The following is a 25,117-nucleotide window of genomic DNA, read 5'->3' on the forward strand; positions in this document are numbered from 1 at the left end:
GGCGGTTTTTATGGGTTTTAACCCTTATTACCGCTTCGCGGTGGCGCTTTCATCCCCACCTGAAGGAAGGGGCTTTTCGCGCCAGCTTGGTAACCCGCGGCGGTTATGCGGTTTTGCGGCGGGCGATGAACGCCCAGCCCAGCAGCACGGCGCAGACAATCCCCAGTGGCCAGGAGCGCCAGCGCAGGTACGGGGTCAGGTGATGCATCGGCACCACCTCGCCATACAGCACGCCACGTTCGAACTGCGGAATTTGCCGGGCGATGCGGCCATACGGGTCGATCAGGGCGGTGACTCCGTTGTTGGTGGCGCGGATCATCCAGCGGCCTGCTTCAAGGGCGCGCATCTGCGCCATCTGCAGGTGCTGCAGAGGGCCTATCGAGGTGCCGAACCAGGTGTCGTTACTCACGGTCAGCAGCAGGTCGCTGCGGGCGGCCAGGCTGGCCGCGAACTCCGGGTAGACCACTTCGTAACAGATATACGGCGCGATCTGGTAACCCTTGGCCTGCAACAGCGCCTGGTCATTTGGTCCGCGGGCAAAGTCCGACATCGGCAGGTTGAAAAACTCGATCAGGCCGCGCAGCAGATCCTGCAGCGGTACGTACTCGCCGAACGGCACCAGTTTCTGCTTGAGGTAAGTGCCGTCACCCTCGCCGGTGACGGTGATCGCGTTGTAATAGCGGTACTCGCCGCGGCCGCTGAGTTCGCGCACCGGCACGCCGGTAATCAGCGCCGAACGTCGCTCGCCGGCGAAGTTGCCCATCATGGTCAGGTAACCTTCGGCCATTTCCTTGAGCACCGGTACGGCAGTTTCCGGCCAGACGATCAAGTCGACCGGTTGCGAGCGAAAGGTCATGTCGCGGTACAGCGCCAGTTGCGCGTTAAGGTGCGCCGGGTCCCACTTGAGCATCTGTTCGACGTTGCCTTGCAGCGCCGCGACGCTCAGGGGGTTGCCGGAGGGCGAAGTCCAGGCGTGATCCTTCAGGGCCAGGCCTGCCGCCCAGGGACCGAGCAGCAGCACAGCTGCCGCCGCCAGCAATGAGGGCTGGTTGCGCAGGCGCGGCAGGTTGCACAGCAGCGCAACGCTCAAGGCAAGGGCGAAGGACACCAGCCAGACGCCGCCGACCGGTGCCAGCCCGGCCAATGGACCCTCGAGCTGGCTATAGCCCGAGTACAGCCACGGGAAGCCGGTCAGGAACCAGCCGCGGAAAGTTTCTTGCAAAACCCACAGTGCCGCGAACGCCAGCGCATCGGCCAGCGGCCGCTCGCTGCGTCGCAGCCAGCGTGCCCAAAGCCAGGCTGGCAGGGCGAAGAACAGGGCGATCAGTGCGATGAACAGCAGCATCAACAGGCCTGCCAGCAGCGCTGAGGCGCCACCGTAGGTGTTGATGCTGACGTAGATCCAGCTGGTCCCCGCGCCAAACAGGCCGAAGCCGAAACACCAGCCCCGCACCAGTGCCTGACGCGGACTCACATCGCGCAGGCCAAGGTAGAACAGTGCAATGGCAACCATGGCCAGCGGCCAGATGTCGAACGGCGCCAATGCCAGGGTGGTGAGGCCACCGGCCGCCACGGCCAGCAGGTTACCGGGCCAGCCGGGGCGGGTGATCCAGCGCATCAGGTTTCCTTAATAGAGACGGCTCATACTCTTGAAACAGGGCTCAGGCGCAGCAGGTGAATGCGGCGGCTGTCGGCATTGAGAATGCGGAAACGGTAGGCGCCGATCTCGGTGGTCTCGTTGCGCTTGGGCAGATGGCCGAAAGCATTCATGACCAGGCCGCCGACGGTATCGAACTCGTCGTCGGAAAACTCGCTGTCGAAGAACTCGTTGAAGCTCTCGATAGGGGTCAGGGCCTTGACCAGGAAGTCACCACTGGGCAATGGCTTGATGTAGCTGTCTTCCTCGACGTCGTGCTCGTCTTCGATGTCGCCGACGATCTGTTCCAGCACGTCTTCGATGGTCACCAGGCCCGCCACGCCGCCGTATTCGTCAATGACGATGGCCATGTGGTTGTGATTGGCGCGAAACTCACGCAGCAGCACGTTGAGGCGCTTGGACTCGGGCACGAACGTGGCCGGGCGCAGCAGGTTCTTGATGTCGTCGGGGTTGCTGTCCTGCTTGAGGATCAAGGGCAGCAGGTCCTTGGCCAGCAGCACGCCAAGCACGTCATCGTGGCTCTCGCCAATGACCGGGTAACGCGAGTGCGCGGCGTCGATGACGGCCGGCAGAAATTCATGCGGACTTTGCGTCGCCTTGATACTGATCATCTGCGAACGCGGAACCATGATGTCGCGCACCTGCAGGTCTGCGACCTGGATGGCGCCTTCGACAATGGCCAGTGCCTCGCTGTCGAGCAGTTTGTTCTGGTGTGCTTCGCGCAGTAGCTCAAGCAGCTCCTGGCGGTTTTTGGGCTCGTGGGCAAAAGCCTGGGTCAATTTGCCCAGCCATGACTTTTGCCCGTTGCTCGATCGATCTTCGCTCATGGCCCTTACTCGTGGTCCTTGCGTGGTGTGTCTGAATGTTGGGGTTCGTCGCTCTCGTCGTCCGCGTAGGGATCCGGGTAGCCCAGCTCCTCAAGCAACGTTCGTTCCAGCGCTTCCATTTCTTCGGCTTCCTCATCGTCGATGTGGTCGTAGCCGAGCAAGTGCAGGCAACCATGGATAACCATGTGCGCCCAGTGCGCATCAACGCTCTTGCCTTGCTCCTGCGCTTCGCGATTGACCACTGCCACGCAGATGACCAGATCGCCAAGCAGCGGAATATCCAGCAACTCGTCAGGAACGTCGGCCGGGAACGACAGAACGTTGGTGGCGTAATCCTTTTGCCGCCAGATGTGATTGAGCTCGCGGCCTTCGGTTTCATCCACCAGCCGGATGGTCATTTCCGAGTCGGCCTTGCGCTGGCGCAAGCCCATTTCACACCACAGGCGAAACTGGGCTTGAGTCGGTGCCGCATCCTTGCTGGCGATTTGCAGGTCCAGCTCAAGCATCGCGGTCGCCGCCCCGCTGGTTCGTGGCCGGGTCGGCGTGCTGCGTTTCGAAGCGCTCGTAGGCCTCGACGATGCGTTGCACCAGCGGATGACGCACGACATCTTTGGGCTTGAAGTGGGTGAAACTGATACCCGGCACATCCTTGAGCACCTCGATGACGTGCGCCAGGCCCGATTTTGTGCCGCGTGGCAGGTCGACCTGGGTGATGTCACCGGTGATCACGGCGGTGGAGCCGAAGCCAATACGGGTCAGGAACATTTTCATCTGCTCGACGGTGGTGTTCTGACTCTCGTCGAGAATGATGAAGCTGTTATTAAGGGTGCGACCACGCATGTAGGCCAGCGGAGCAATTTCGATGACCTGCTTTTCGATCAGCTTGGCTACGTATTCGAAGCCGAGCATCTCGTAAAGCGCATCGTAGAGCGGACGCAGGTAGGGGTCGATCTTCTGCGCCAGATCACCGGGCAGAAAACCCAGCTTCTCGCCCGCTTCGACCGCCGGACGCACCAGCAGGATGCGGCGGATCTGCTCGCGCTCCAGCGCATCGACGGCGCAAGCCACCGCCAGGTAGGTCTTGCCGGTACCAGCTGGACCGATGCCGAAGTTGATGTCGTTGCCGAGAATCGATTTGACGTAGCGCTGCTGGTTGAAACCCCGCGGCCGGATCATGCCTTTCTTGGTGCGCAGCGCGACACTGGGGTCAGCGGCGGGACCGGCATTCATGGCCTCGATGCCCGACTCCTGGAGGAACAGATGCACCATGTCCGGGGTCAGGTCAGAGCCTTTGGTCTCCCGGTACAGCAAGCGCAGCAGGTTTTCCGCAGAAGACGTGCGTTGGGCGTCGCCGATCAGCTCGAACTGATTGCCCCGGTTACGGATCTCGATATCCAGGCGCTGTTCGATCAGGCGCAGATGCTCGTCGAATTGTCCGCACAGGTTGGCGAAACGATGGGCCTCGAAAGGTTCGAGGATGAAACGATGAGGTTCTATGGGTGCGTTCAAGGTCTTTTTTAGCCGCCCGACGGCTGTTGAATTGAACTGAAGAATAACCCCAGTGTTCGCTGTGGGAAAGCTCTGACTTGTAATTGGTTGGCAGCGAGCGGGGTGATCCGCCCAAGCCGAGGTCGCCCCTACAGGGTAATGCCGATCAGTCAAGGACAACACGGTCCTGTGGGAGGCAGCTTTGCTGGCGACTGCTCTGGTGAGGCCCGCGCAAATGCACCGGCTTTACTGGCCCTGTCGCGAGCAAAGCTCCCTCCCACGGGGGCTAGCCAAGCCCGATAGTTGCCTTACTGCAACAACGACCCACGCAACGAGTGCGGCTGCGCATCATCAATATGCACATCGACAAAATGCCCGATCAACCGCGGGTTATCACACGTAAAGTTGACGATGCGATTGTTCTCGGTACGCCCCTGCAACTGCCCCGGATCCTTCCTGGAGTAATCGGTCACCAGAATCCGCTGGGTGCTGCCGACCATTTGTCGGCTGATCTCAAAGCCCTGCTGATTCAGACGGTGCTGCAAGGCATTAAGCCGCTGCTTCTTCACCTCTTCCGGGGTTTCGTCCTTCAGGTCTGCGGCCGGCGTACCAGGGCGCGGGCTGTAGATGAACGAGAACGAGAAATCGAAGCCTACATCCTGAACCAGCTTCATGGTGTTCTCGAAGTCTTTCTCGGTTTCGCCAGGAAAACCAATGATGAAGTCCGAACTGATGCAAATGTCTGGCACCGCCGCCTTGAGCTTGCGCAACCGCGACTTGTACTCCAGCACAGTATGGTTGCGCTTCATCGCCGCCAGAACCCGGTCAGAGCCTGACTGCACCGGCAGGTGCAGGTGTTTGACCAGCTCCGGCACCTCGGCGTGGGCCTGGATCAGGCTGTCGGAGAACTCCAGCGGGTGCGAAGTGGTGTAGCGAATCCGGTCGATGCCGTCGATCGCTGCGACCACACGAATCAGGTCGGCCAGATCGGCCACGCTGCCGTCCGGGTTGGTGCTGCGATAACCGTTGACGTTCTGGCCCAGCAAGGTGACTTCGCGCACACCGTTCTCGGCCAGGTGAATGACTTCACCAATCACGTCATCGAACGGTCGGCTGACTTCCTCGCCACGGGTATAGGGCACTACACAGAACGTACAGTACTTGCTGCAGCCTTCCATGACCGACACATAAGCGGTCGGGCCATCGACCCGCGGCTCGGGCAAATGGTCGAACTTTTCGATTTCCGGGAACGAAACGTCAACCTGCGGTTCGCGGCTGACCCGTGCGGCGTCGATCATTTCCGGCAGGCGGTGCAGGGTCTGTGGACCAAACACCACGTCGACATAAGGGGCCCGGTCGCGGATGGCCGCGCCTTCCTGGCTGGCGACACAGCCGCCGACAGCAATGACCATTTCCGGGTTGGCCAGCTTCAGTTCGCGCCAGCGGCCCAACTGGGAATACACCCGATCCTGGGCGCGTTCGCGGATCGAGCAGGTATTGAGCAGAATCACGTCGGCATCTTCGGCGCGTGCGGTGACTTCCAGGGCTTGATGCTCGCCCAGCAGGTCGACCATGCGCGAGCTGTCGTACTCGTTCATCTGGCAACCGTGGGTTTCGATATAAAGCTTCTTGGCCATGCTCAAATAATCTGCTGATTCAAAGAACCGCGCATTATAGGGATGAACTGTGCGGTCTTCTAGCGTTGCCGGTCTGAGCGACGTGCTATAGTTTCGGCCTTTTTTCTGCCAAGCGATCCTTGCCGCAACCATGACCAAACGTGAATCTCCCATCTACAAAGTGATCTTCCTCAACCAGGGCCAGGTGTTCGAAATGTACGCCAAGCAGATCTATCAGAGTGATCTGTGGGGATTTCTTGAGGTGGAAGAGTTTGTCTTTGGCGAGCGAACCACCGTGGTCGTCGACCCCAGTGAAGAAAAGCTCAAGGCGCAATTCGAGGGCGTGGTGCGCAGTTTTGTGCCGATGCATTCGATCGTGCGCATCGACGAGGTCGAGCGGATGGGCACGCCGAAGATCAGTGAGGCGAAAGGCACCGGCAATGTAATGCCGTTTCCGGTACCGATGCCGGAGAAATAATGCTTAAGGCAGCGGCGAGAACGGCGTCCGCCCTTCGGCTGTCTGCAACTCCAGAAGGTACTTGCGGAAGATCTGCCCGAGTACCTGGGTGGCGGCCTCCAGCTCGCTGCGCTGCATCTTTGCCGAGACTTCGTCAGCTGCGTCAAGGGCATCTTCTGCGCCGTTGACCGCCGCCATCTTCAGAATCACGTAAGCCTGGATGTTGTTCATCGGCACGCCTTCGCCGGCCGCGAACATCGAACCCAGCCGGTATTGCGCCTGGGCATGACCCTGCAGCGACGCTTTCTCGAAGTAATCAAGTGCCTGCGCCAGATCGCGAGATGTCTGTTTGCCCTCGTAGTAGAACTCGCCCAACTCGTATTGCGCCTGTGCATCCCCGGACTGTGCGGCCTGTTTGCACGCCGCCAGGGCGTCGGGCAGGTTTTCCGGCAGTGTATTGAGGGTGCAACGACCCATCGCTGGAATCAGCAGCGAGTTGCCACCTGCGGCGTGGGCCAGCAGGGGAAAGATAAGCAACAGGCAGCCCAATGCAAGGGTGCGGCCGGTGCGGTTCATGGGAGTCGACTTACCTCTGGATAAGGTGCGGGCGAAAAAGGTGCGGGCTGGGCCCGTACAGCGAAAGGTGCTGGCGCGCATTATGAAATAAGCTGAGGCAACCTTACAAAGTGTTTACGGTTTTTCTGCTGCACGGCTTTTAAAACGCTTGTTTTTAGAGGGTAAAGCACTAAGCCGGTGCCAGCCCTGATGAGTGATCAGGGCTGGCCGATGGATTATTTCAGCGCTGCAAACGCCTTTTCAGCCGCATCCAGGGTCAGTTGCAGCTCGGCTTCGCCGTGGGCGATGGAGGTGAAACCGGCCTCGAAGGCACTTGGCGCCAGGTACACGCCGCCGTCGAGCATCAGGTGGAAGAAGCGCTTGAAGCGTTCGGCATCGCTGCTCATCACGTCCTGAAAGGTCACGATGTCTTTCAGTTCAGTGAAGTACAGGCCGAACATGCCACCGGCCTGAGTGGTGGTGAAGGCAATACCGGCGGCATCGGCACGCGCCTGCAGACCGGCGAGCAGACGGCCGGTGAAGGCTTCAAGTTCGTCATGAAAGCCCGGGCGGCTGATCAGGCGCAGGGTGGTCAGGCCGGCGGCCATCGCCAGCGGGTTGCCCGACAGGGTACCGGCCTGATAGACCGGGCCCAGCGGTGCGATGTGCGACATGATTTCGCGCTTGCCGCCGAAGCAGCCCACCGGCATGCCGCCGCCAATGATCTTGCCGAATGTCGACAGGTCCGGAGTCACCTCGTAGTAAGCCTGCGCGCCGCCCAGGGCGACCCGGAAGCCGGTCATCACTTCGTCGAAGATCAGCACCACGCCGTGCTCATCGCACAGGTCACGCAGGCCTTGCAGGTAGCCTGGCGCTGGCGGTACGCAGTTCATGTTGCCGGCCACCGGCTCGACGATGATGCATGCCACTTCCTGACCCACTTCGGCCAGCATCTGGCGGGCAGCCGACAGGTCGTTGAATGGCAGGGTCAGGGTGTGTTTGGCGAACGCCGCCGGTACGCCGGGTGAGCTTGGCACGCCGAGGGTCAGCGCGCCGGAACCGGCCTTGACCAGCAGGCTGTCGGAGTGACCGTGATAGCAGCCCTCGAACTTGATGATGCTGTCGCGGCCGGTGTAGCCGCGGGCCAGGCGAATGGCGCTCATGGTCGCCTCGGTGCCCGAGCTGACCATGCGCACCATTTCCATGGACGGTACCAGGCTGCACACCAGGTCGGCCATTTCGGTTTCCATGGCGGTCGGCGCGCCATAGGACAGGCCGTGCTCCAACTGGCTGCGCACTGCATCGAGCACCTCCGGATGGCTGTGACCAAGAATCATCGGCCCCCAGGAACCCACGTAATCGACATAGCGTTTGTCGTCTTCGTCCGTTACATAGGCGCCCGCAGCATGTTTGAAGAACAGCGGCGTGCCGCCCACGCTCTTGAACGCTCGCACCGGAGAGTTGACGCCTCCGGGGATGTGTTTTTGGGCATTGGCGAACAATGTTTCGGAACGGGACATGATCGGGTCTCTGCTTTTGAAACGGAAATCGGGTTTGCGCCAGTGCTGGTGGCGCAAGAGGTGGCACTATAACAAATGCCTCGGCAGCCCGGTTGTCGATGTCCGATTTCAGCCAGACTTTCGCCCGGCACAGGGTTACAGTCGGCCCATGAACAGACTCGATCCGCAAACCTGCTATGCCGCCTTCGTGGCCCGTGACCGTCGCTTCGATGGCTGGTTTTTCATGGGCGTCTCGTCGACCGGTATCTACTGCCGGCCGGTCTGCCCGGTGCGCGCACCGCTGGCCAGCAATTGCACCTTCTATAGCAGTGCAGCGGCGGCTGAGCAGGCCGGTTATCGGCCATGCCTGCGCTGTCGTCCCGAACTGGCCCCAGGGCACGCGGCATTGGATGTTTCCGGACATCTGGCGCAGGCCGCGGCGCGCCTGATCGAGCAAGGCTACCTCAATGGTCGCAGCCTGGAGGATCTGGCGCAGCGGGTCGGGGTGACGGCCCGGCATCTGCGGCGGATCTTCGAGGCCGAATTCGGTGTGGGGCTGGTCGGCTATGCCCAGACCCAGAAGCTGCTGACCGCCAAGCGGCTGCTGACTGACACTGGCCTGCCCATGGCCGAGGTGGCCCTGGCTTCGGGGTTTGGCAGTGTGCGGCGCTTCAATGATGTGTTTCTGGCGCGCTACGGCCTTAACCCATCGCGGCTGCGCAAGACGCGCCAGGCATCACTGACCCAGGGCCTGCGTTTCGAACTGGCCTACCGGCCGCCTTTCGCCTGGCGAGGGGTGCTGGCTTTTCTGGCGCAGCGCTGCATTGCCGGGGTCGAGAGTGTCGAGCCAGAGCGTTATAGCCGACTGATCGAGGTCGAGCAGGGCGGCACACGCCTGGCAGGCTGGATCAATGTCAGTCATGTCGGCAAGCGCCATGCCCTGCAAGTCGAGGTCTCCAGCTCATTACAACCGGCCATCGTTCAGGTGTTGGGGCTGGTTCGTCGGGTGTTCGATACCGGCTGCCGACCCGATCTGGTCGATGAACACCTCGGCACGCTGGTCGATGGTTTGCCGGGCATGCGCGTGCCGGGGACGTTCGACGGTTTCGAGATTGCCGTACGTGCGGTGGTGGGCCAGCAGATTTCGGTGCTGCGAGCGCGGCAGATTCTCGGCCGAATCGCCGAACGCTATGGCACCCCGGTGGCGAATGCACCTGAAGGGTTGCGGCATGCTTTTCCGGCTGCGCATGTACTGGTCGGGCTCGAGCCTCAGGCGCTGATCGATTGTGGGCTGATCGGTATCCGTGCCGAAGCGATCATCGAGGTCGCCAGGCAAGTGGCGGCAGGCAACATTGTGCTGGAGCCACTGGTGCCGTTGCAGCCGACCCTGGCCGCGTTGCGGCAGATCCGCGGGATTGGCGAGTGGACCGTGCAATACATTGCCATGCGGGCGCTGGGTTGGCCCAATGCGTTCCCGCAGGGTGATGCGGTGCTGAAAAAATACCTGGGTTGCGCCACTGCCGGGCAACTCGATGACTACGCCAGCCGTTGGGCTCCCTGGCGCGCGTATGCGGTGGTGCATCTGTGGCGGTTGAGTGAGGAGGCAAAACGATGAAACCGGGTTATCTGTTTGTCAGCCCGTTGGGCGATATCGTGCTGCGCGCCGAAGACGACGCATTGACCGGCGTGTTCTTTGTTGGTCAGAAGCACTACCCCGAACTGCTGGTGATGCAGGACGACGGCGCATTGCCGCGGATCATTGCCATGGCCCGCGAGCAATTGCAGGAGTTCTTTAGCGGTGAACGGCAGGTGTTCGAGCTGCCCCTGCGCGCTCGCGGTACGCCGTTTCAGGAACAGGTCTGGAAGGAACTGGCGCGTATCCCCTATGGCGAACTGCTGTCCTACGGGGCGATGGCAAAAAAAATGGGGCTCAGCGCCGGGCACTCGCGTGCGGTTGGCACTGCCAATGGGCGTAATCCGATTTCAATCATCGTGCCGTGTCATCGGGTGGTCGGTGCGGCCGGTGACCTGACCGGCTATGCCGGTGGTGTGGAACGCAAGCGGGCGCTGCTGAGCCTGGAAGCCGGCAGCGGCTTCAGGCTCATTTGATCAGCAGGCTGTTGAAAAACTACCTGCTGGCTGGGCGCCTACGGCGCTACGCGCGCCATTGCTGCGTTAAAAACCGGCTCAAAATGCTCATTTACTGCTCGTAAACTGCGCTTTCTCGCCTGTTTTTGCCTTGCACTGGCTGCCTCGCCTACGTTTTTTAACGGCCTGTCAGCTGCGGGCCAGCAAATCGTTGAAGGCCCTTGCGCGACGGGTGACTTGCGCTGGGCTGTCGGCGCCGAACAGACCGTTGACCACCGCCAACAGGTCGGCACCGTGCTCGATCAGTGGCGCGGCGTTGTCCAGGGTAATGCCGCCGATCACCGCAATGGGCAGGTTGATTTTGGCACGGACCTGCTCCAGCAACTGCAAGGGCACTGCCGGAGCATCAGGCTTGGTCAGCGAGTTGAAAAAGCGTCCAAAGGCCACGTAGCTGGCCCCGTCAGCCTTGGCCTGTTCGGCCAGTTCAAGGCGCCCATGACAGGTTGCACCGACGATGGCCTGGTGACCCAGCAGGGCGCGGGCGCCCGACAGCGAACCGTCGGTCTGGCCCAGGTGCACACCCACACCCAGGCGCGCCGCCAGTTCAGCGTCATCGTTGATGATCAATTGGGTCTTGTAGCGTTCGCAGAGCTTCAGCAGCTCACTGGCTTCGCGCAGGCGGCGTGACTCGTCCTGGCTCTTGTCGCGGTACTGCAAGAGCGTGACGCCACCGTCCAGTGCGGCTTCGACATATGCCAGGAACCTGCCGGCCAGCAACTGGCCGTCGGTGATCGCGTACAGGCCGCGCAGTTTTGAAGGCCGGCTCATGAGCAGAAATCCAGCGGCAGGCGGCGCGGGACAAACTGTCCGCGACCCAGCTGATCGGCGTCGCGCAGGGTGCGCCAGGTGTAGTCCAGGGCTGATTGGACAGCGCTGACCAGTTCCTGACCCTGGGCCAGCCGACCGGCCAGGGCACTTGCCAGGGTGCAGCCTGAACCGTGATAGCTGCCTGGCAGACGCTGGCAGGTGAAGGTATGCGATGCGCCGCTACGGCTGTACAGGCGGTTATGCACTTGTTGCTCGTCGCCATGCCCGCCGGTAATCAGCAAATGTTCACAGAACGGCAGCAGGCGTTCGGCGCACTCATCGGCCGTGCCCTCGGGCAACTCCGCAAGAATCCGCGCTTCGGGCAGGTTGGGCGTGGCGATGGTGGCGATCGGCAGCAGTCGCTCGCGCATGGCAAAGCCGACTTCATCCTTGCCCAGCCGGCCACCGCCGCCAGCGCGCAGCACCGGGTCGCAGACCAAGGGCAGGTGAGGGTGGGCGCTGAGCAGCGTAACGACGGTATCGACCATCTCGGTAGAACCGAGCATGCCCAGTTTGACGGCGGCCACCGGCGAGTCATTGAGCACGGCGTTGGCCTGGGCGAGCACCCAGTCACGGTCCAGAACGCGGAAGTCGCTGACGTCTACCGTGTCTTGCACAGTCAGGGCCGTCACGGCCGGGGCAGCATGGCAGCCCTGGGCAAGCAGGGCTTCGATATCGGCCTGCAGGCCGGCGCCACCACTGGGGTCATGGCCGGACAGGCAGAGAACTACGGGGCGGGTGCTATAGATAGTGTTCATGGTGCGCGAGCTTATCATCAAACCTTCCTGGCGCTGTTGCTGGTGGGATGGAATTTTCGTGGCTGCAGGTCACCCCGGGAATGCGATTTGTGCTGAAACGGGAACACACTCGGTGACAATTAACAGCTATGCTTGGCTGTCTAGACAATTGGCATACCAACGACGCCAGGGTTTGCATCTGGTAGATGCGCGTCGGTTGCCTCACCGCTTTTATGGAATCATTCAGCCTGCTTCACGGATGAAACTACTGCAGGGCGTCGCTTCATGGACCGATGAACCGCGACGGACTACCTTGGGGCTTTCATGCGCTATTTGCTGATAATGCTGGTTGCCTGCCTGCCGTTACTGGCCGGCGCCGTCGAGTTTGACGAGAGCACCCGCAGCCTTTCTCTGGGCCGCTGGACTCAGGTGTTGGAAGATGCCAGTGGTCAGGCTGACATCAAACAGATCAGCAGTGCCGAGATGGCCTCAGCGTTTCGCCCCCTGGGTGAGCCGACGCTCAATGCCGGTTATTCCCGCTCGGCGTTCTGGATGAAAATTGACCTGTCGTACGTCCCGCGTGATGCGCAGCAGCACTCCGACTGGCTTCTGGAACTGGCCTATCCGCCGATGGACCATGTCGATGTCTATCTGATCGATGCTCAGGGCGAACAGCAGATGGCCTGGAAAACCGGCGACATGCTGCCCTTTGCCAGCCGCCAGATTCGCCAGAACAACTACCTGTTCGAACTGCCGCTCAAGCCCGGTCAGACCATGACTGCCTATGTTCGCGTGGCAAGCAATGGCTCGGTCCAGGCGCCGCTGAACCTGTGGTCCAGCCATGCCTATCTCGAAGAACAGCCCGCGCGCATCTATGTGCTCGGGCTGATCTACGGCGTGTTGCTGGGCATGCTGGTCTATAACTTGTTCATCTATGTCAGTGTGCGTGACACCAGCTATCTGTATTACATCCTGTATATCGCGTCGTTCGGGCTGTACCAGGTATCGATCAATGGCGCCGCCATCGAATACCTGTGGCCCGACAGCCCATGGTGGGCCAACGCCGCCACGCCTTTTCTGATCGGCGCCTCGGTGCTGTTCGCCAGCCAGTTCACCCGCAGCTTTCTGCAAAGCCCGTTGCTTGGCCGCTGGGTCGATAATCTGTTGTTGTGGGTGATGGGCAGTGCGGTGCTGGTGATCGCCCTTGCACTGTTTGCCGATTATGGCCTGGCGCTGCGGATGGTCACCCTGCTGGTGCTGGTCTTCACCGTGGTGGTGTTCACCACCGGGATTACCGCCTGGCTGCGAGGCGTGCGGGTGGCGCGTTACTTTTTGCTGGCCTGGTCGGCATTTTTGCTCGGTGGTCTGGTTAACGCGGTGATGTTGCTCGGTTATTTGCCCAATACCTTCCTGACCATGTACGCCAGCCAGATCGGCTCGGTGATCGAGGTCGCGCTGCTGTCACTGGCGCTGGCCGACCGGATCAACTACGCCCGCGAATTGCAGGCCCGAACTCTGCTCGAGGCGGGGCGGGACCTGGAGCGTCTGAACCAGCAACTGGCGACCAGCAACCGGCTCAAGGATGAGTTTCTGGCCACCCTGACCCATGAGTTGCGCACGCCGATGAATGGCATTATCGGTTCGCTGGACCTGATGCAGACCGTGCCGCTGGATGGCGAAGTGTCGATGTATCAGCAGACCGCCTCGGCCTCGGCTCAGGACATGATGCGCATGATCAATGGCATCCTGACCCTCACCGAGCTGCAAGCCGGGGTGCTGCATGCCGAGTGCGGGCCGTTCGAGTTACCGGTGTTGACGCATCGGTTGCATCAGCGCTTCATCGGCCCTGCGCAGGCCAAGGGGCTGCGTCTGTCGTTTGAAGTGGACCCCTTCGTACCGCGGTTGCTGCGCGGCGATGCCGAAAAGCTGTATCAGTGCATTGAGTGCCTGATGGACAACGCGATCAAGTTCACCCGCCACGGCACCGTGACCTTGCGGATGGATGGCATGCGCCGCGAAGCAGACCATTTCACCCTGCGCATTGAGGTCATCGATACCGGGATCGGCTTTAGCCGCCTGAATGATGCGGTGCTGTATCAACGATTTTTCCAGGCTGACAGCTCGATGACCCGGGAATATGGCGGCCTGGGGATTGGCCTGGCGATCTGCCGGCAGCTGATCGAGCTGCTCGGTGGCAGCCTCAGTCATCACTCCGAGCCCGGACGCGGCAGCCGGTTCTGCCTGAGCCTGCCTTTGCAGGCGCAGTCGCTGACGACCGCTGGCGCGCGTCAGGGCAAAAACGCCGACAATTCGTCCAATATGGCGCTGTTTAAGATGCGGGGTGCGTGATTCACTGGCTGTTCCTGATTCTGTTCACTGACAGAGAGGAGGCGTTTGATGAATCTTTACTCACAGGCCAGCACCCACGAAGTCACCAACCAGCCACCGCCGCTTGATGGCCTCAATCTGTACCGCTGCGACCTGGCTCTGCAAGCCTGGGTCGGGCATTTCGGCGGCGGCTGGGCGGACCGGCGGCTTGATGCTTACGGCGCACTGGCCGGCGGACCGTTGATGGAAGCCGGTTTTCTGGCCAATCAGCACCCGCCGCAGTTTCACAGCCACGACCGCTACGGCCACCGTATCGACCTGATCGAGTTCCATCCCGCCTGGCATCTGTTGATGAGAACCGCCATCGAGCATGGTATCCCGTCCTTGCCTTGGCGCGATCCGCAGCCAGGCGCCCATGTGGCGCGTGCGGCCTTGAGTTATTTGCACACCCAGGCCGAGCCGGGCAGCGGCTGCCCATTGACCATGACCTTTGCCAGCGTACCGGCCATCAGTGTGCAGCCGGAGCTGGCGCAAGCCTGGTTGCCGAAGATCCTTGCTACACAATACGACCCGCGCAATGTCGGCATGGCCCACAAGGCCGGTGTGACCATCGGCATGGCGATGACCGAGAAGCAGGGCGGGACCGATGTGCGCGCCAACACCACCCGTGCCTTTGCGCTTGGTGCAGGCGGGGCGGGCCAGGCCTATGAACTGGTCGGCCACAAGTGGTTCTGCTCGGCACCGATGTGCGATGCCTTCCTGACGCTGGCGCAGACCGATAAAGGGCTCAGTTGCTTTCTGTTGCCGCGTCATCGGCCGGACGACACCCTCAATGCCTTCCAGATCCAGCGTCTGAAAAACAAGCTGGGCAACCGCTCCAACGCGTCCTGCGAAGTGGAGTTTCGTGGCGCGCTGGCCTGGATGCTGGGTGAAGAGGGTCGGGGTGTGGCAACCATCATCGAGATGGTCGCCATGACCCGCTATGACTGCATGATCGGCTCCAGCGCGCTGATGCGTCAGGCGCTGACCCAGGCCACTCATCACTGTGCGCATCGCAAGGTCGGTGGTCAACTGCTCGGCGAGCAGCCGCTGATGCAGAATGTGCTGGCTGACCTGGCCCTGGAAAGCGAGGCTGCGCTGGCCCTCACGCTGCGCATGGGGCACGCGCTGGATCACGCCGACGACAGCCATCAGGCCCGCTTCATTCGGCTGGTTACCGCAGTTGGCAAATACTGGATCTGCAAACGGGCGCCGGCGATGATCAACGAGGCTGCCGAATGCCTGGGTGGGGCCGGCTATATCGAAGACAGCATCCTGCCGCGGTTGTACCGCGAGGCACCGGTCAATTCGATCTGGGAGGGTTCCGGTAACGTGCAGTGCCTGGATGTGCTGCGCGCTCTGTCCCGTGAGCCGGGCATCATCGACGCCTTGCTTGATGAGCTCGACGACGGCCGGGGCGATGCTGACCTGGCGCGGCATGTCCGCCAGCTCAAGGATGACCTGGCCGATGGCGAAGAGCTGGCGTACCGCGCGCGGCAACTGACCGAAGACATTGCCGTGGCCCTGCAGGCCCGGCTGTTGCTCGATGCCGGAGTCAGTGCCGTCAGCGATGCCTTTATTGCCGCTCGCCTGCGCGCACCGGCCAGGGTCTATGGCGGGCTGCCCAGAGGGGTGGACTGTGAAACTTTGCTGGCTCGTGCATCGCCGCAGGTGACATAAGCAGCCGAACCTATCAGGATGCAGTTCTGCACGTCATACAGGACCCGCACCGTGACCCAAGCTTTTGTTGTCGTTGAAACCGCCGAACAAGCCGTCGAACAGTTGGCCGCCCTGCATGAGCGTGCCACCGGCGCACTGAATCAGGCCCTCAAGCGCTATCTGAAAGACCGCATCGAGCCTGATGAGCAGCAGCGCGCGCTGTTTCGCTACCCCGAACTGCGCCTGACCTATGTCGTCCATGGTGAGGTGCCGAGCACCACCCGTGCCTACGCCAAGGTCCAGTTGCCGGGCACCTACAGTGTGACCGTGACCCAGCCGGCGGCGTTTCGCAAATACCTGCTCGAACAGCTCAAGCCGCTGATCCGCGACTTCAATGTGACGCTGGAAGTCGGCCTGAGTGACAAGACCATCCCGTACCCCTACGTGGTCGAGCAGGGTGATGAGCTGGCCGGCACCGGCGTGACCGCTGCGGCGCTGGCGCGAGTGTTCCCCAGCACCGACCTGTCGGCCACCACCGACGGTATCGCTGACGGCCTGCACGATTGGGCCAACGCCGACCCGCTACCGTTGGCGCTGTTCGATGCCGCCCGTACCGACTTTTCCCTGCGCCGGCTGGTGCATTACACCGGCAGTGACTGGCGCCATGTGCAGCCCTGGATTCTGCTGACCAACTACCACCGCTATGTCGACCAGTTCATCTTGCATGGCCTGGAAGTCCTGCGTGACGACCCACGTTTCGTGCGTCTGGTACTGCCGGGTAATGTCATCGTCGACAAGAGCATGGACGCCGAGGAGGCGCAGAGTGTGGTGGCCAGTGTGGTCTGGCATCGCTATCAGATGCCGGCTTACCATCTGGTGGCCGAAGACGGCAATGGCGTAACCCTGGTCAATATCGGCGTCGGCCCGTCCAACGCCAAGAACATCACCGACCACCTGGCAGTATTGCGTCCGCATTGCTGGCTGATGATCGGCCACTGCGGCGGCCTGCGTCAGTCGCAGACCATTGGCGATTACGTGCTGGCCCACGCTTATATGCGCCGTGACGGGATTCTCGACCGGGTGCTGCCGCCGCACATTCCGATTCCGGCGCTGGCCGAGGTGCAACTGGCCTTGCAGGAAGCTGCCGCGCAGGTGACCGGTGAGCGGGGTGAAGAACTCAAGAAGCGCCTGCGCACCGGCACGGTACTGACCTACGACGACCGTAACTGGGAGCTGGCCTGGGCGCAGGAGCGGCCCTTGATCAACCTGTCCCGCGCGGTGGCTGTCGACATGGAAAGCGGCACCATCGCCGCTCAGGGTTATCGCCTGCGGGTGCCCTACGGCACGCTGCTGTGCGTCTCGGACAAACCGCTGCACAGCGAGATCAAGCTGCCGGGCTCGGCCAACGCCTTCTACAACCGGGCGGTCAGCCAGCATCTGAAAATCGGCATCGCCGCGCTGGACCTGTTGCGTGCCGAGCTCAACTCGCTGCACTCGCGCAAACTGCGCAGCTTCGACGAGCCACCGTTCCGTTGAGCCGGATGCCGCCCGGCGGTTCCTGCCGGGCGGTTTTTTCAGGCGGCTCGGGTCAATCTGCTAAAGTGGCGCTTTGTTTTTCTGGCCAGATTCATGTCCCGCACTCCACGCCCTCCAGCCAAACCTTCCGCCTCCCGGCGCCCTGCACAGGGCAAAAGCGGCGCGCCCCGGCGTGTCGCCAAGGCGCGCCCGGCCGAGCCGAAGCTGGTTCTGTTCAACAAACCGTTCGATGTACTGACCCAGTTCAATGACGATCAAGGCCGCGCCACGCTCAAGGACTTCATCGATATTCCAGGTGTGTACCCGGCCGGGCGTCTGGACCGTGACAGCGAAGGTCTGTTGTTGCTGACCAATGACGGCCAGCTTCAGGCGCGCATTGCTGACCCTAAGCACAAGCTGGCTAAAACCTATTGGGTACAGGTCGAAGGTGAACCCAGCGAAGCCCAGTTGCAGCAGCTGCGTGACGGGGTAACCCTCAATGACGGCCCGACCCTGCCGGCTGAGGCGCGGGCCATCGAAGAGCCTCAGCTATGGCCGCGCAATCCGCCGGTGCGGTTTCGTCAGAGTATTCCCACGCGCTGGCTGGAACTGATAATCAAAGAGGGCCGCAACCGCCAGGTGCGGCGCATGACCGCCGCAGTCGGTTTGCCGACCCTGCGGCTGGTGCGGGTCAGGATTGGACCGTGGAGCCTGGACGGGTTGGAACAGGGGCAGTTTCGCGAGCTGGAGAGCTTTGAGCTGTAGGCTTCAGGAAAACGCCAGGCCTGATCATTCGTACCGCATCAGTTGCGCAAATGGGCAAGCGGCATTTCGGTGCTGGCCAGCACCTGATTGAGGACAAAGCTGGATTTGACGCTGGTGACCCCTTCGATACGGGTCAGGTGGCCGAGCAGCAGCTTCTGGTAGTGATCCATGTCTGGCACCACCACTTTGAGTTGGTAATCGGCGTCCATCCCGGTCACCAGGCTGCATTCCAGAACCTGAGGCAGGTTGCGGATATGCTGTTCGAAGTTCTCGAATCGCTCCGGGGTATGCCGGTCCATGCCGATCAGCACATAGGCGGTCAGGCTCAGACCAAGCTTCTTGCGGTCCAGCAACGCGACCTGGCGCACGATATAGCCGTCGTCTTCGAGCTGTTTGACCCGGCGCGAACAAGGCGAGGGCGACAGGCCGATGCGTTCGGCCAACTCCTGGTTGGAGATGCGCGCATCGCGCTGCAGTTCAGCCAAAATGCTCAGGTCATATCTATCGAGCTTGCTCACGATGTTTACCTTTACGAGTTCAATTGCGCATAATTATTTTCTATAAGTGAAAAATTGCGCAAGTAATGATTTATTGAGCAATATTAGCAATCATCTGCCGCTTGGTCGGGTTTATTATTTTTCACAGCTGGGCACTTCTAAAAACCTGAGTGATTTTTAGAGCTGCTCCCAATCACTGCCCGGACCCTGCGTCCACAGCCGCTCGTCGAATCAGATGAGCGGCGGCCCGCCACCCAACAGGGTGGACCCGGCCCCCGGGCTGCATACTGTCCAGAAGACGGTATGAAGTGAGCCGGCGCCACAAGCGTCGAGCCAGGACGACGTATCCCAAGGGGGCCATCTGGCCCCCTTTTTTATTTTCTGGCTCTGCTAAAGTGCGACGAACAGCGCCATGGCTGCGCAGTCTTACTTTTATAAACGTGACATTCCTGGTGAACAAAGCATGACATCCAGTCTCTGGCAGTTAGCGATTTCCGGTCTGCTGTGCCTTGGCTTCAGTGCCCAGAGCCTGGCCGACGAGCGCCGTGCAGGCTCGCCGCTGGACGAGTTGCGCGATGGTGGGGCGCAACACAATCAGCAGAACCAGCGTCGCCAGGCTGAGTTGCAGCAGGATCGGCAGATCCAGCAGCAACAGAACCAGATGCGCAATGCCGAGCGTCAGCAACAGCAGCAGATCTACCAGCAACAACAGCAGCAACAGCGCCAGCTTCAGGAGCAGTACAACCAGCAGCGCCAGGCTGAGCGCCAGCAAGATCAGCAGATCCAGCAGCAACAGAACCAGATGCGTAATGTCGAGCGCCAGCAACAGCAGCAGCTCTACCAGCAGCAACGCGAGCAGCAGCGCCAGATTCAGGAACAGCAGAACCAGCAGCGCCAGCAACTGCGTCAGCAACAGAACAATCTGCCGATCCAGGGCCGCCCGGACCAGGTATGGCAGACTCAGCCACCGCGCCAGGGTTACTACCGCGACCTGCCGCGTGACCAGCGCCCTCGTGACAATTGGGCCGGTCGCCCCGACGGACGCGGCGATGGCTGGGGGGCGGGGCCGCGCTATCGTCCGGGCCAGCACTTCGACCGCGCACCGCAAGGCTATGCGCGCATTCCGTGGCGTGGTCAGGATTACTTCTATTCCGGTGGTTACTGGTATCGCCCGCAGGATTCACGCTACGTGGTGGTGACCCCGCCTTACGGTGTCCGGGTCCGCAGCCTGCCGGACTACACCCGCGAGGTCTGGATCGGTGGTTCGCTGCTGTTTATGGCGGCTGGTACTTACTATGCCTGGCAGGCCGACAGCCAGGATTATGAAGTGGTCAGCCCGCCGCAGGGCTATGCCCAGCCGGTGCCAGGCAACAACAGCTATGATCCGCAGTTCTCGCCGATTGCCGGGCAGACCGCCGAGCAGGTCGAATTCGATCGTTACCAATGCTACCGCCAGGCCGTTGACCAGAGTGGCTTCGACCCGGCGAACGTGACCTATCAGCCTTCGGAGCAGGTAGTGGACACCTACCGTCGCGCGATGGGCGCGTGTCTGTATGAGCGTGGTTACAGCGTCCAGTAGCCTAGACCATCAGGCTGGAGCTTGCTTCACCACTTCCTGCGGGTCGGCGTGCACCAGTACCTCGGCCTGCGGATACTGGGCGGTAATGGTTGCCGCCGCAAGGTCGCATAGCTCATGCGCTACCGACAAGGTGAGCGAGCCGGGTAACTCCAGATGCACCTGCACGAACCACACTTGCCCGGAAATGCGCGTGCGCAGGTCATGGGCGCCCAACACGCCGGGCACCGTGCAGGCCAGCTCCAGCATGTGCGCGCTGACATCCGGCGGCAGTTCCTGATCCATCAGCACCGAGAAGGTCTCGCGAGCGATCTGTAGCGCGCTCCAGACGATATAACCGGCAATCCCCAGACCGAACCAGGCATCGGCTTGCGGCCAACCCAGCGCACTGAGTGCCAGCGCCAGCAAGATGCTCAGATTGAGGAGCAGATCGGAGCGATAATGCAGCGAATCAGCCTTGATCGCGCTGGAGCCGGTGACTTTGATTACCCGGCTCTGAAAGCTGAGCAGCGCGACTGTCAGGGCCAGCGCCAACAGGGTCACGATGATTCCCGGCCACTGCGACATCAGCGGTTCAGGATTCTGGATACGCTCGATGGCCTGCATGCCGATCAACACACCACTGACACTGATGAACAACGCCTGGGCCATGCCCGACAACGCCTGGGCCTTGCCGTGACCATAGCGGTGATCTTCATCGGCCGGGCGCAGCGCGTAATGGACCGCCAGCAGGTTGAGCAGCGAAGCTGCGCCATCGAGCAACGAGTCGGTGAGGCCGGCCAGCAGGGCCAGCGAGCCGCTCAGCCACCAGGCCACACCCTTGGCAACGATCAGCACCAGCGCCACGGCCAGCGAAGCCCGGGTCGCCAGGCGCAGCAGGCGTGCGTGTTCGGTGTTACGGCTCACTCAACCTCCTTGGGGTCATGCCGTGGGGCTTCAGGCAGCAGGTTTCAGGCCCAGGCTTGCCAGTTGCTCGAAGCTGCCCTTGCTCTGGATCAGGCGCGGATCATCCAGCGGCACTTTGCGGCCCAGTTCGCTTTCCAGAATGACTTGCAGCTTTTGGGTATCGACACTGCCGTCAGCCTGCACCGCAGGTTGCAGCTTCTGCGGATCGACCTGCGCCTGTTCATTCGGGCCGTAGTAAATGGCGCCGGTGGCGAAGTCCACGCCCAGTGCGATCACCCCTGGAATCACGTAGAACAGCAGACCCAGGGCATCGAGCACGGCAATCGCCGGGTCGATCTTGCCTTCGATCTGCCCACGGCGATCAGGATAGAAAATACTGCCGCAGGCCGACAACTGGGTCACCAAAGCGGCAGCCAGAACGCCACCGATCAATCGGGAAGGAATGCGCATGGGAAACTCCTGTAGAAAAGTGGCAACTATACAAGGCAAAGACCGCGAGGCTAAGACTGTCTGGCCAGGCACTGGTTCGGCAGCCATACCGGCATAATGCCCGTATCTTATTGAACACGAGATGAAAATGAGCGAACAAATGCCATTGTCGGCGCGGGAGGTTTATCAAGTTCTCAAAGATGTGGCCCAGGGTGTGCGTCAGCTTGTTGTTTTATCAGTCTGCAAAACTGACCTGCTTACCATCCGTGCCGAGATTGACGGCTGGCAACTGACCCTGCGCAATGAGGAGGGTAGCCCCTTGTGTTGTGAATACTGCATGGCGCCGGATGGTCGTGAGGGTTCTTTGCAGCATTGGCATCGCTGCGGCACTGACCCGGCCGCGTTCCTTAGTGGCTGGGAACATTCGCAACTGGAGCGCGCGCTGAAAAACCTCTGAGCGGGTATCCATACGTGGCCGCTATACTGCCCGCCCAGCTTTGGAGTGCCCATGATTTCCCTGCCCATCGACGCCGTATTGCCTGCTCTGCGCCAGGCATTGTCTACCCGCCACGAAGCGGTTCTTGAAGCCCCACCCGGCGCCGGCAAGACCACACGTGTGCCGTTGGCGTTGCTCAACGAGCCCTGGCTGGCCGGGCAGACCATTCTGATGCTCGAGCCCCGGCGGCTGGCGGCTCGGGCGGCGGCCGAGCGGCTGGCCAGTGAACTGGGCGAGAAGGTCGGCGAGACGGTCGGCTACCGGATTCGGTTGGACAGCAAGGTCGGGCCCAACACCCGTATCGAGGTGGTCACCGAAGGTATCCTGACACGTCGTTTGCAGGATGATCCGGCGCTGGAAGGCGTGGGTTTGCTGATTTTCGACGAATTTCACGAGCGCAGTCTGGATGCCGACCTGGCCTTGGCGCTGAGTCTCAATGGCCGTGAGCTGTTGCGTGATGACCCGCCGCTGAAAATCCTGCTGATGTCCGCGACCCTGGAAGGCGAGCGGCTGTCGGCGTTGCTCGACGACGCGCCGGTGGTCAGCAGTGAAGGGCGTATGTTCCCGGTGGACATTCAATGGGGGCGGCCGTTTCAGCCCGGTGAGTTTGTCGAGCCACGAGTGGTGCAGACCGTGCTGGATGCGCTGGGCAACGAGACCGGCAGCCTGCTGGTGTTCCTGCCCGGCCAGGCGGAGATTCGCCGGGTGCATCAACAACTGGCCGATGCCTTGGGTGAGCGTCGCGACATTGTGCTGTGTCCCTTGCATGGTGAGCTGGATCTCAATGCCCAGCGCGCGGCCATAGATCCTGCACCTGCGGGTAGTCGCAAGGTGGTGCTGGCGACCAATATTGCCGAGACCAGCCTGACCATCGACGGCGTGCGGGTGGTGATCGATGCAGGGCTGGCCCGGGTACCGCGCTTCGACCCCGGCAGCGGCATGACCCGGCTGGACACCCAGCGCATCTCCCGGGCCAGCGCGACCCAGCGTGCCGGTCGGGCCGGACGTCTGGAGCCGGGCGTTTGCTATCGGTTGTGGTCCGAAGCGCAGCATGAACAACTGGCTGGCTACGGCAGTGCGGAGATTCTGCAGGCCGACCTGGCCGGGCTGGCCCTGCAACTGGCGCGCTGGGGCGTGACCCCGGAGCAGTTGCAGTGGCTCGACCTGCCGCCCGCGGCCGCGATTGCCCAGGCTCGCGATCTGTTGCAGCGTCTCGGCGCGCTGCAAGCCGATGGTCGTTTGTCGACGCATGGCCAGACCATGGCCGAAATGCCGGCGCATCCGCGCATTGCCCATCTGCTATTGCGCGGCCAGGAGCTTGGACTGGCAAACATGGCTTGTGATGTAGCCGCGCTGTTGGGCGAACGCGACATTCTGCGCGGCGCCGGGGCCGATGTGCACAGTCGTCTGGTGCTGCTGTCGGGTGAACAAAAAGCCCAGCGCAATGCCCAGGGTGGCGTGCAGCGTGCCCGGCAACTTTCCCGCCAGTATCGTGGTTACCTGCGCGGCAAAGCGGGCCAGGCGGTTGTTGACCCTGACCACCCGCGCTGGCTGGGAGCTTTGCTGGCTTTGGCCTATCCGGACCGGGTCGCCCGCCAGCGCCGCGATGGCGGCGCGGAGTATCGTCTGGCCAATGGTCGGGCGGCGTTGTTCAGTGAAACCGATGCGCTGATGAAGCATGAATGGCTGGTCGTCGCGGACCTCGGCAGCCGCCAGGGCCAGCGCGAGGAGCGCATTTATCTGGCCGCCGATCTTGACCCGGCACTGTTCGACAATGTGCTGGCCGAACAGGTGCTGGCCATCGATTATCTGGATTGGGACGAGCGCGAAGGCGTACTGCGTGCTGAGCGCCAACGCAAGGTCGGTGAACTGGTGCTCAGCAGTGAACCGCTGCCGAAGCTGGACGATGCTGCACGAGGCCAGGCGTTGCTGGGGCTGGTACGGCGCAAGGGCCTGGAGTTGCTGGGCTGGACCCCGGAACTGCGCCAGTGGCAGGCGCGGGTGATGCTGTTGCGTGAGCTGGATGCGCAGCAACAGGCCAGCAGCGAATGGCCGGATGTCAGCGACAGCGCCCTGCGTGACAGTCTGGAGCAGTGGCTGTTGCCGTATCTGGGCAAGGTCAGCCGCCTGAGCCACTTCGCCCAACTGGACCTGTCGTCGATGTTGCGCAACCTGTTGCCCTGGCCGCTGCCGCAACGCCTCGACGAACTGGCTCCGCAGCATATTCAGGTGCCGTCCGGCTCGTCGATCCGGCTGGATTACAGCGAGCAGCCGCCGATTCTCGCGGTGCGTCTGCAAGAACTGTTCGGCTTGTCTGACACCCCGCGCATCGCCAACGGTCGGCAGATCGTCAAGTTGCACTTGTTGTCACCGGCGCGACGTCCGGTGCAGGTGACCCAGGACCTGGCCAACTTCTGGCGCAGCACCTATGCCGAGGTGAAGAAGGATCTCAAGGGCCGCTATCCCAAGCATTACTGGCCGGATGACCCGTTGGTGGCCGAAGCCACTGCCCGGGCCAAACCGCGCAAGGGTTGAATGGGCGGGTGGTGTGTACGTCACTTGGTCACGAAGTTAAGGTCTTGGGTAGGAGCCGAGTTTTCGTCTGATTTCGTTAGCTAAGATCACGTAGAAGGGTGCCGTAGGGTTAGAAACTCAGCCTATTTTGTCGATCTAGTACTCTGGGATGAGGTTTGAATGTTCGATGCAGAGCCATCGCCAATCCACATAGCCATCACTCAGTGACGGGGTTGTTAATCGAAGCCTTTACTCAAATCAGGGTTAACAATGCTGAAGCGCGAAGCTGACCAAGTGCGATTAAAATGATTTTGGTGTATGCATGTACAGTATTGGTGTTACTCTTCATGATCACTGTCTTCCGCATCCTCGACTCTGTACTACTGACCTGCTTCTGTACTGGTTTTAGGTCCTAGTTATGCTTTCCCTCATCAGCTCTGAGCATGTCTTGAGGGCGCTATTCTTCAGCCACGAGGCGCTGAGAGTGACACTTGGCAAAGGCTTTTGAAGAGACACGGAACCATCCCCCGGATACAATGCGCCCTTATCACCTTGGACGACTGGATGAGTCCACCAGTCTGGACCTCCGGTACTGAGAAGGG

Annotated in this window: 22 protein-coding genes; 10 read left to right on the plus strand and 12 right to left on the minus strand. The window is 61.5% G+C overall.

The genetic code is table 11. The features are described from left to right. Window positions 1–103: 103 nt before the first annotated feature. The 5 genes from lnt to miaB form a co-directional block, all read right to left on the minus strand. Window positions 104–1,618 carry an apolipoprotein N-acyltransferase gene (gene lnt, locus NJC40_RS10255; protein WP_253142165.1) on the minus strand — a complete coding sequence of 505 codons (1,515 nt, stop codon included), beginning with the start codon at window positions 1,616–1,618 and terminating at the stop codon, window positions 104–106. A gap of 23 nt (window positions 1,619–1,641) precedes the next feature. Beyond that, a complete protein-coding gene (locus NJC40_RS10260) occupies window positions 1,642–2,484 on the minus strand; it encodes a CorC family transporter (RefSeq protein WP_045487388.1) in 843 nt (280 codons plus the stop codon). A gap of 5 nt (window positions 2,485–2,489) precedes the next feature. Further along, entirely contained in the window at window positions 2,490–2,990 is a 501-nt protein-coding gene (gene ybeY, locus NJC40_RS10265; protein ID WP_045487392.1) for an rRNA maturation RNase YbeY, read from the minus strand. Further along, window positions 2,983–3,993 carry a PhoH family protein gene (locus NJC40_RS10270; RefSeq protein ID WP_253142166.1) on the minus strand — a complete coding sequence of 337 codons (1,011 nt, stop codon included), beginning with the start codon at window positions 3,991–3,993 and terminating at the stop codon, window positions 2,983–2,985. Before NJC40_RS10270 ends, ybeY begins: the two co-directional genes overlap by 8 nt. Before the next feature lie 287 nt (window positions 3,994–4,280). Next, window positions 4,281–5,609 (minus strand): tRNA (N6-isopentenyl adenosine(37)-C2)-methylthiotransferase MiaB, encoded by a 1,329-nt coding sequence (miaB, locus tag NJC40_RS10275; RefSeq protein WP_045487398.1) that lies wholly within the window; start codon window positions 5,607–5,609, stop codon window positions 4,281–4,283. Window positions 5,610–5,739: 130 nt separating this feature from the next. On the opposite strand from miaB, the gene NJC40_RS10280 reads away from it, so the two are divergent. After that, window positions 5,740–6,066, plus strand: a complete 327-nt coding sequence (locus tag NJC40_RS10280) for a DUF1820 family protein (protein ID WP_045487401.1) — start codon at window positions 5,740–5,742, stop codon at window positions 6,064–6,066. A 3-nt stretch (window positions 6,067–6,069) separates the two neighbouring features. On the opposite strand, the gene NJC40_RS10285 is transcribed toward NJC40_RS10280, so the two are convergent. Continuing rightward, complete coding sequence (locus NJC40_RS10285; RefSeq protein WP_045487403.1) at window positions 6,070–6,621, minus strand: tetratricopeptide repeat protein; 552 nt, start codon at window positions 6,619–6,621, stop codon at window positions 6,070–6,072. A 215-nt stretch (window positions 6,622–6,836) separates the two neighbouring features. Further along, complete coding sequence (gene hemL / locus NJC40_RS10290) at window positions 6,837–8,120, minus strand: glutamate-1-semialdehyde 2,1-aminomutase (protein WP_045487405.1); 1,284 nt, start codon at window positions 8,118–8,120, stop codon at window positions 6,837–6,839. A 148-nt stretch (window positions 8,121–8,268) separates the two neighbouring features. Between hemL and NJC40_RS10295 the strand changes: the two genes are divergently transcribed. Then, entirely contained in the window at window positions 8,269–9,714 is a 1,446-nt protein-coding gene (locus NJC40_RS10295; protein ID WP_253142167.1) for a DNA-3-methyladenine glycosylase 2 family protein, read from the plus strand. Beyond that, entirely contained in the window at window positions 9,711–10,208 is a 498-nt protein-coding gene (locus NJC40_RS10300) for a methylated-DNA--[protein]-cysteine S-methyltransferase (RefSeq protein ID WP_253142168.1), read from the plus strand. Before NJC40_RS10295 ends, NJC40_RS10300 begins: the two co-directional genes overlap by 4 nt. Before the next feature lie 168 nt (window positions 10,209–10,376). Here the strand turns inward: NJC40_RS10300 and thiE are convergent, their stop codons facing one another. Further along, window positions 10,377–11,015: a thiamine phosphate synthase gene (gene thiE / locus NJC40_RS10305; protein WP_253142170.1), complete on the minus strand. Its 639-nt coding sequence runs from the start codon at window positions 11,013–11,015 to the stop codon at window positions 10,377–10,379. Continuing rightward, complete coding sequence (locus tag NJC40_RS10310) at window positions 11,012–11,812, minus strand: hydroxymethylpyrimidine/phosphomethylpyrimidine kinase (protein ID WP_253142215.1); 801 nt, start codon at window positions 11,810–11,812, stop codon at window positions 11,012–11,014. The genes thiE and NJC40_RS10310 overlap by 4 nt, the downstream gene beginning before the upstream one ends. 303 nt (window positions 11,813–12,115) lie before the next feature. Between NJC40_RS10310 and NJC40_RS10315 the strand changes: the two genes are divergently transcribed. The 4 genes from NJC40_RS10315 (at window position 12,116) to NJC40_RS10330 (ending at window position 18,097) form a co-directional block, all read left to right on the plus strand. Next, entirely contained in the window at window positions 12,116–14,140 is a 2,025-nt protein-coding gene (locus NJC40_RS10315; RefSeq protein ID WP_052483396.1) for a sensor histidine kinase, read from the plus strand. A 48-nt stretch (window positions 14,141–14,188) separates the two neighbouring features. Further along, window positions 14,189–15,838 carry an acyl-CoA dehydrogenase family protein gene (locus NJC40_RS10320; RefSeq protein WP_045487415.1) on the plus strand — a complete coding sequence of 550 codons (1,650 nt, stop codon included), beginning with the start codon at window positions 14,189–14,191 and terminating at the stop codon, window positions 15,836–15,838. Between the two features lie 18 nt (window positions 15,839–15,856). Continuing rightward, complete coding sequence (amn, locus tag NJC40_RS10325; RefSeq protein ID WP_162484334.1) at window positions 15,857–17,353, plus strand: AMP nucleosidase; 1,497 nt, start codon at window positions 15,857–15,859, stop codon at window positions 17,351–17,353. 93 nt (window positions 17,354–17,446) lie between these two features. Continuing rightward, window positions 17,447–18,097, plus strand: a complete 651-nt coding sequence (locus NJC40_RS10330) for a pseudouridine synthase (RefSeq protein ID WP_253142172.1) — start codon at window positions 17,447–17,449, stop codon at window positions 18,095–18,097. A gap of 38 nt (window positions 18,098–18,135) precedes the next feature. On the opposite strand, the gene NJC40_RS10335 is transcribed toward NJC40_RS10330, so the two are convergent. Next, window positions 18,136–18,615 carry an Lrp/AsnC family transcriptional regulator gene (locus tag NJC40_RS10335; RefSeq protein ID WP_045487421.1) on the minus strand — a complete coding sequence of 160 codons (480 nt, stop codon included), beginning with the start codon at window positions 18,613–18,615 and terminating at the stop codon, window positions 18,136–18,138. A 442-nt stretch (window positions 18,616–19,057) separates the two neighbouring features. Here NJC40_RS10335 and NJC40_RS10340 point away from each other — a divergent pair, with 442 nt between their 5' ends. Then, complete coding sequence (locus NJC40_RS10340) at window positions 19,058–20,173, plus strand: DUF6515 family protein (protein ID WP_177328606.1); 1,116 nt, start codon at window positions 19,058–19,060, stop codon at window positions 20,171–20,173. 9 nt (window positions 20,174–20,182) lie between these two features. On the opposite strand, the gene NJC40_RS10345 is transcribed toward NJC40_RS10340, so the two are convergent. Further along, window positions 20,183–21,076, minus strand: coding sequence for a cation diffusion facilitator family transporter (locus tag NJC40_RS10345; RefSeq protein WP_253142174.1), 894 nt, complete (start codon window positions 21,074–21,076; stop codon window positions 20,183–20,185). A gap of 30 nt (window positions 21,077–21,106) precedes the next feature. After that, window positions 21,107–21,526: a periplasmic Zn2+ metallochaperone PmcY gene (pmcY, locus tag NJC40_RS10350; RefSeq protein ID WP_045487426.1), complete on the minus strand. Its 420-nt coding sequence runs from the start codon at window positions 21,524–21,526 to the stop codon at window positions 21,107–21,109. A gap of 127 nt (window positions 21,527–21,653) precedes the next feature. Here pmcY and NJC40_RS10355 point away from each other — a divergent pair, with 127 nt between their 5' ends. Continuing rightward, window positions 21,654–21,962, plus strand: coding sequence for a DUF7693 family protein (locus NJC40_RS10355; RefSeq protein ID WP_045494246.1), 309 nt, complete (start codon window positions 21,654–21,656; stop codon window positions 21,960–21,962). A 51-nt stretch (window positions 21,963–22,013) separates the two neighbouring features. Then, window positions 22,014–24,536, plus strand: coding sequence for an ATP-dependent helicase HrpB (gene hrpB / locus NJC40_RS10360; RefSeq protein WP_253142176.1), 2,523 nt, complete (start codon window positions 22,014–22,016; stop codon window positions 24,534–24,536). Window positions 24,537–25,117 lie beyond the last annotated feature (581 nt).

This window comes from Pseudomonas sp. 21LCFQ02 (genome assembly GCF_024129895.2).
Lineage (GTDB): Bacteria > Pseudomonadota > Gammaproteobacteria > Pseudomonadales > Pseudomonadaceae > Aquipseudomonas.

Excerpts from the sequence above, each read along its gene's own strand:
- lnt (WP_253142165.1), bottom strand. The coding sequence starts at position 1,618 with ATGCGCTGGATCACCCGCCCCGGCTGGCCCGGTAACCTGCTGGCCGTG.
- NJC40_RS10260 (WP_045487388.1), bottom strand. The coding sequence starts at position 2,484 with ATGAGCGAAGATCGATCGAGCAACGGGCAAAAGTCATGGCTGGGCAAA.
- ybeY (WP_045487392.1), bottom strand. The coding sequence starts at position 2,990 with ATGCTTGAGCTGGACCTGCAAATCGCCAGCAAGGATGCGGCACCGACT.
- miaB (WP_045487398.1), bottom strand. The coding sequence starts at position 5,609 with ATGGCCAAGAAGCTTTATATCGAAACCCACGGTTGCCAGATGAACGAG.
- NJC40_RS10280 (WP_045487401.1), top strand. The coding sequence starts at position 5,740 with ATGACCAAACGTGAATCTCCCATCTACAAAGTGATCTTCCTCAACCAG.
- NJC40_RS10285 (WP_045487403.1), bottom strand. The coding sequence starts at position 6,621 with ATGAACCGCACCGGCCGCACCCTTGCATTGGGCTGCCTGTTGCTTATC.
- hemL (WP_045487405.1), bottom strand. The coding sequence starts at position 8,120 with ATGTCCCGTTCCGAAACATTGTTCGCCAATGCCCAAAAACACATCCCC.
- NJC40_RS10295 (WP_253142167.1), top strand. The coding sequence starts at position 8,269 with ATGAACAGACTCGATCCGCAAACCTGCTATGCCGCCTTCGTGGCCCGT.
- NJC40_RS10300 (WP_253142168.1), top strand. The coding sequence starts at position 9,711 with ATGAAACCGGGTTATCTGTTTGTCAGCCCGTTGGGCGATATCGTGCTG.
- thiE (WP_253142170.1), bottom strand. The coding sequence starts at position 11,015 with ATGAGCCGGCCTTCAAAACTGCGCGGCCTGTACGCGATCACCGACGGC.
- NJC40_RS10310 (WP_253142215.1), bottom strand. The coding sequence starts at position 11,812 with ATGAACACTATCTATAGCACCCGCCCCGTAGTTCTCTGCCTGTCCGGC.
- NJC40_RS10315 (WP_052483396.1), top strand. The coding sequence starts at position 12,116 with ATGCGCTATTTGCTGATAATGCTGGTTGCCTGCCTGCCGTTACTGGCC.
- NJC40_RS10320 (WP_045487415.1), top strand. The coding sequence starts at position 14,189 with ATGAATCTTTACTCACAGGCCAGCACCCACGAAGTCACCAACCAGCCA.
- amn (WP_162484334.1), top strand. The coding sequence starts at position 15,857 with ATGCAGTTCTGCACGTCATACAGGACCCGCACCGTGACCCAAGCTTTT.
- NJC40_RS10330 (WP_253142172.1), top strand. The coding sequence starts at position 17,447 with ATGTCCCGCACTCCACGCCCTCCAGCCAAACCTTCCGCCTCCCGGCGC.
- NJC40_RS10340 (WP_177328606.1), top strand. The coding sequence starts at position 19,058 with ATGACATCCAGTCTCTGGCAGTTAGCGATTTCCGGTCTGCTGTGCCTT.
- pmcY (WP_045487426.1), bottom strand. The coding sequence starts at position 21,526 with ATGCGCATTCCTTCCCGATTGATCGGTGGCGTTCTGGCTGCCGCTTTG.
- NJC40_RS10355 (WP_045494246.1), top strand. The coding sequence starts at position 21,654 with ATGAGCGAACAAATGCCATTGTCGGCGCGGGAGGTTTATCAAGTTCTC.
- hrpB (WP_253142176.1), top strand. The coding sequence starts at position 22,014 with ATGATTTCCCTGCCCATCGACGCCGTATTGCCTGCTCTGCGCCAGGCA.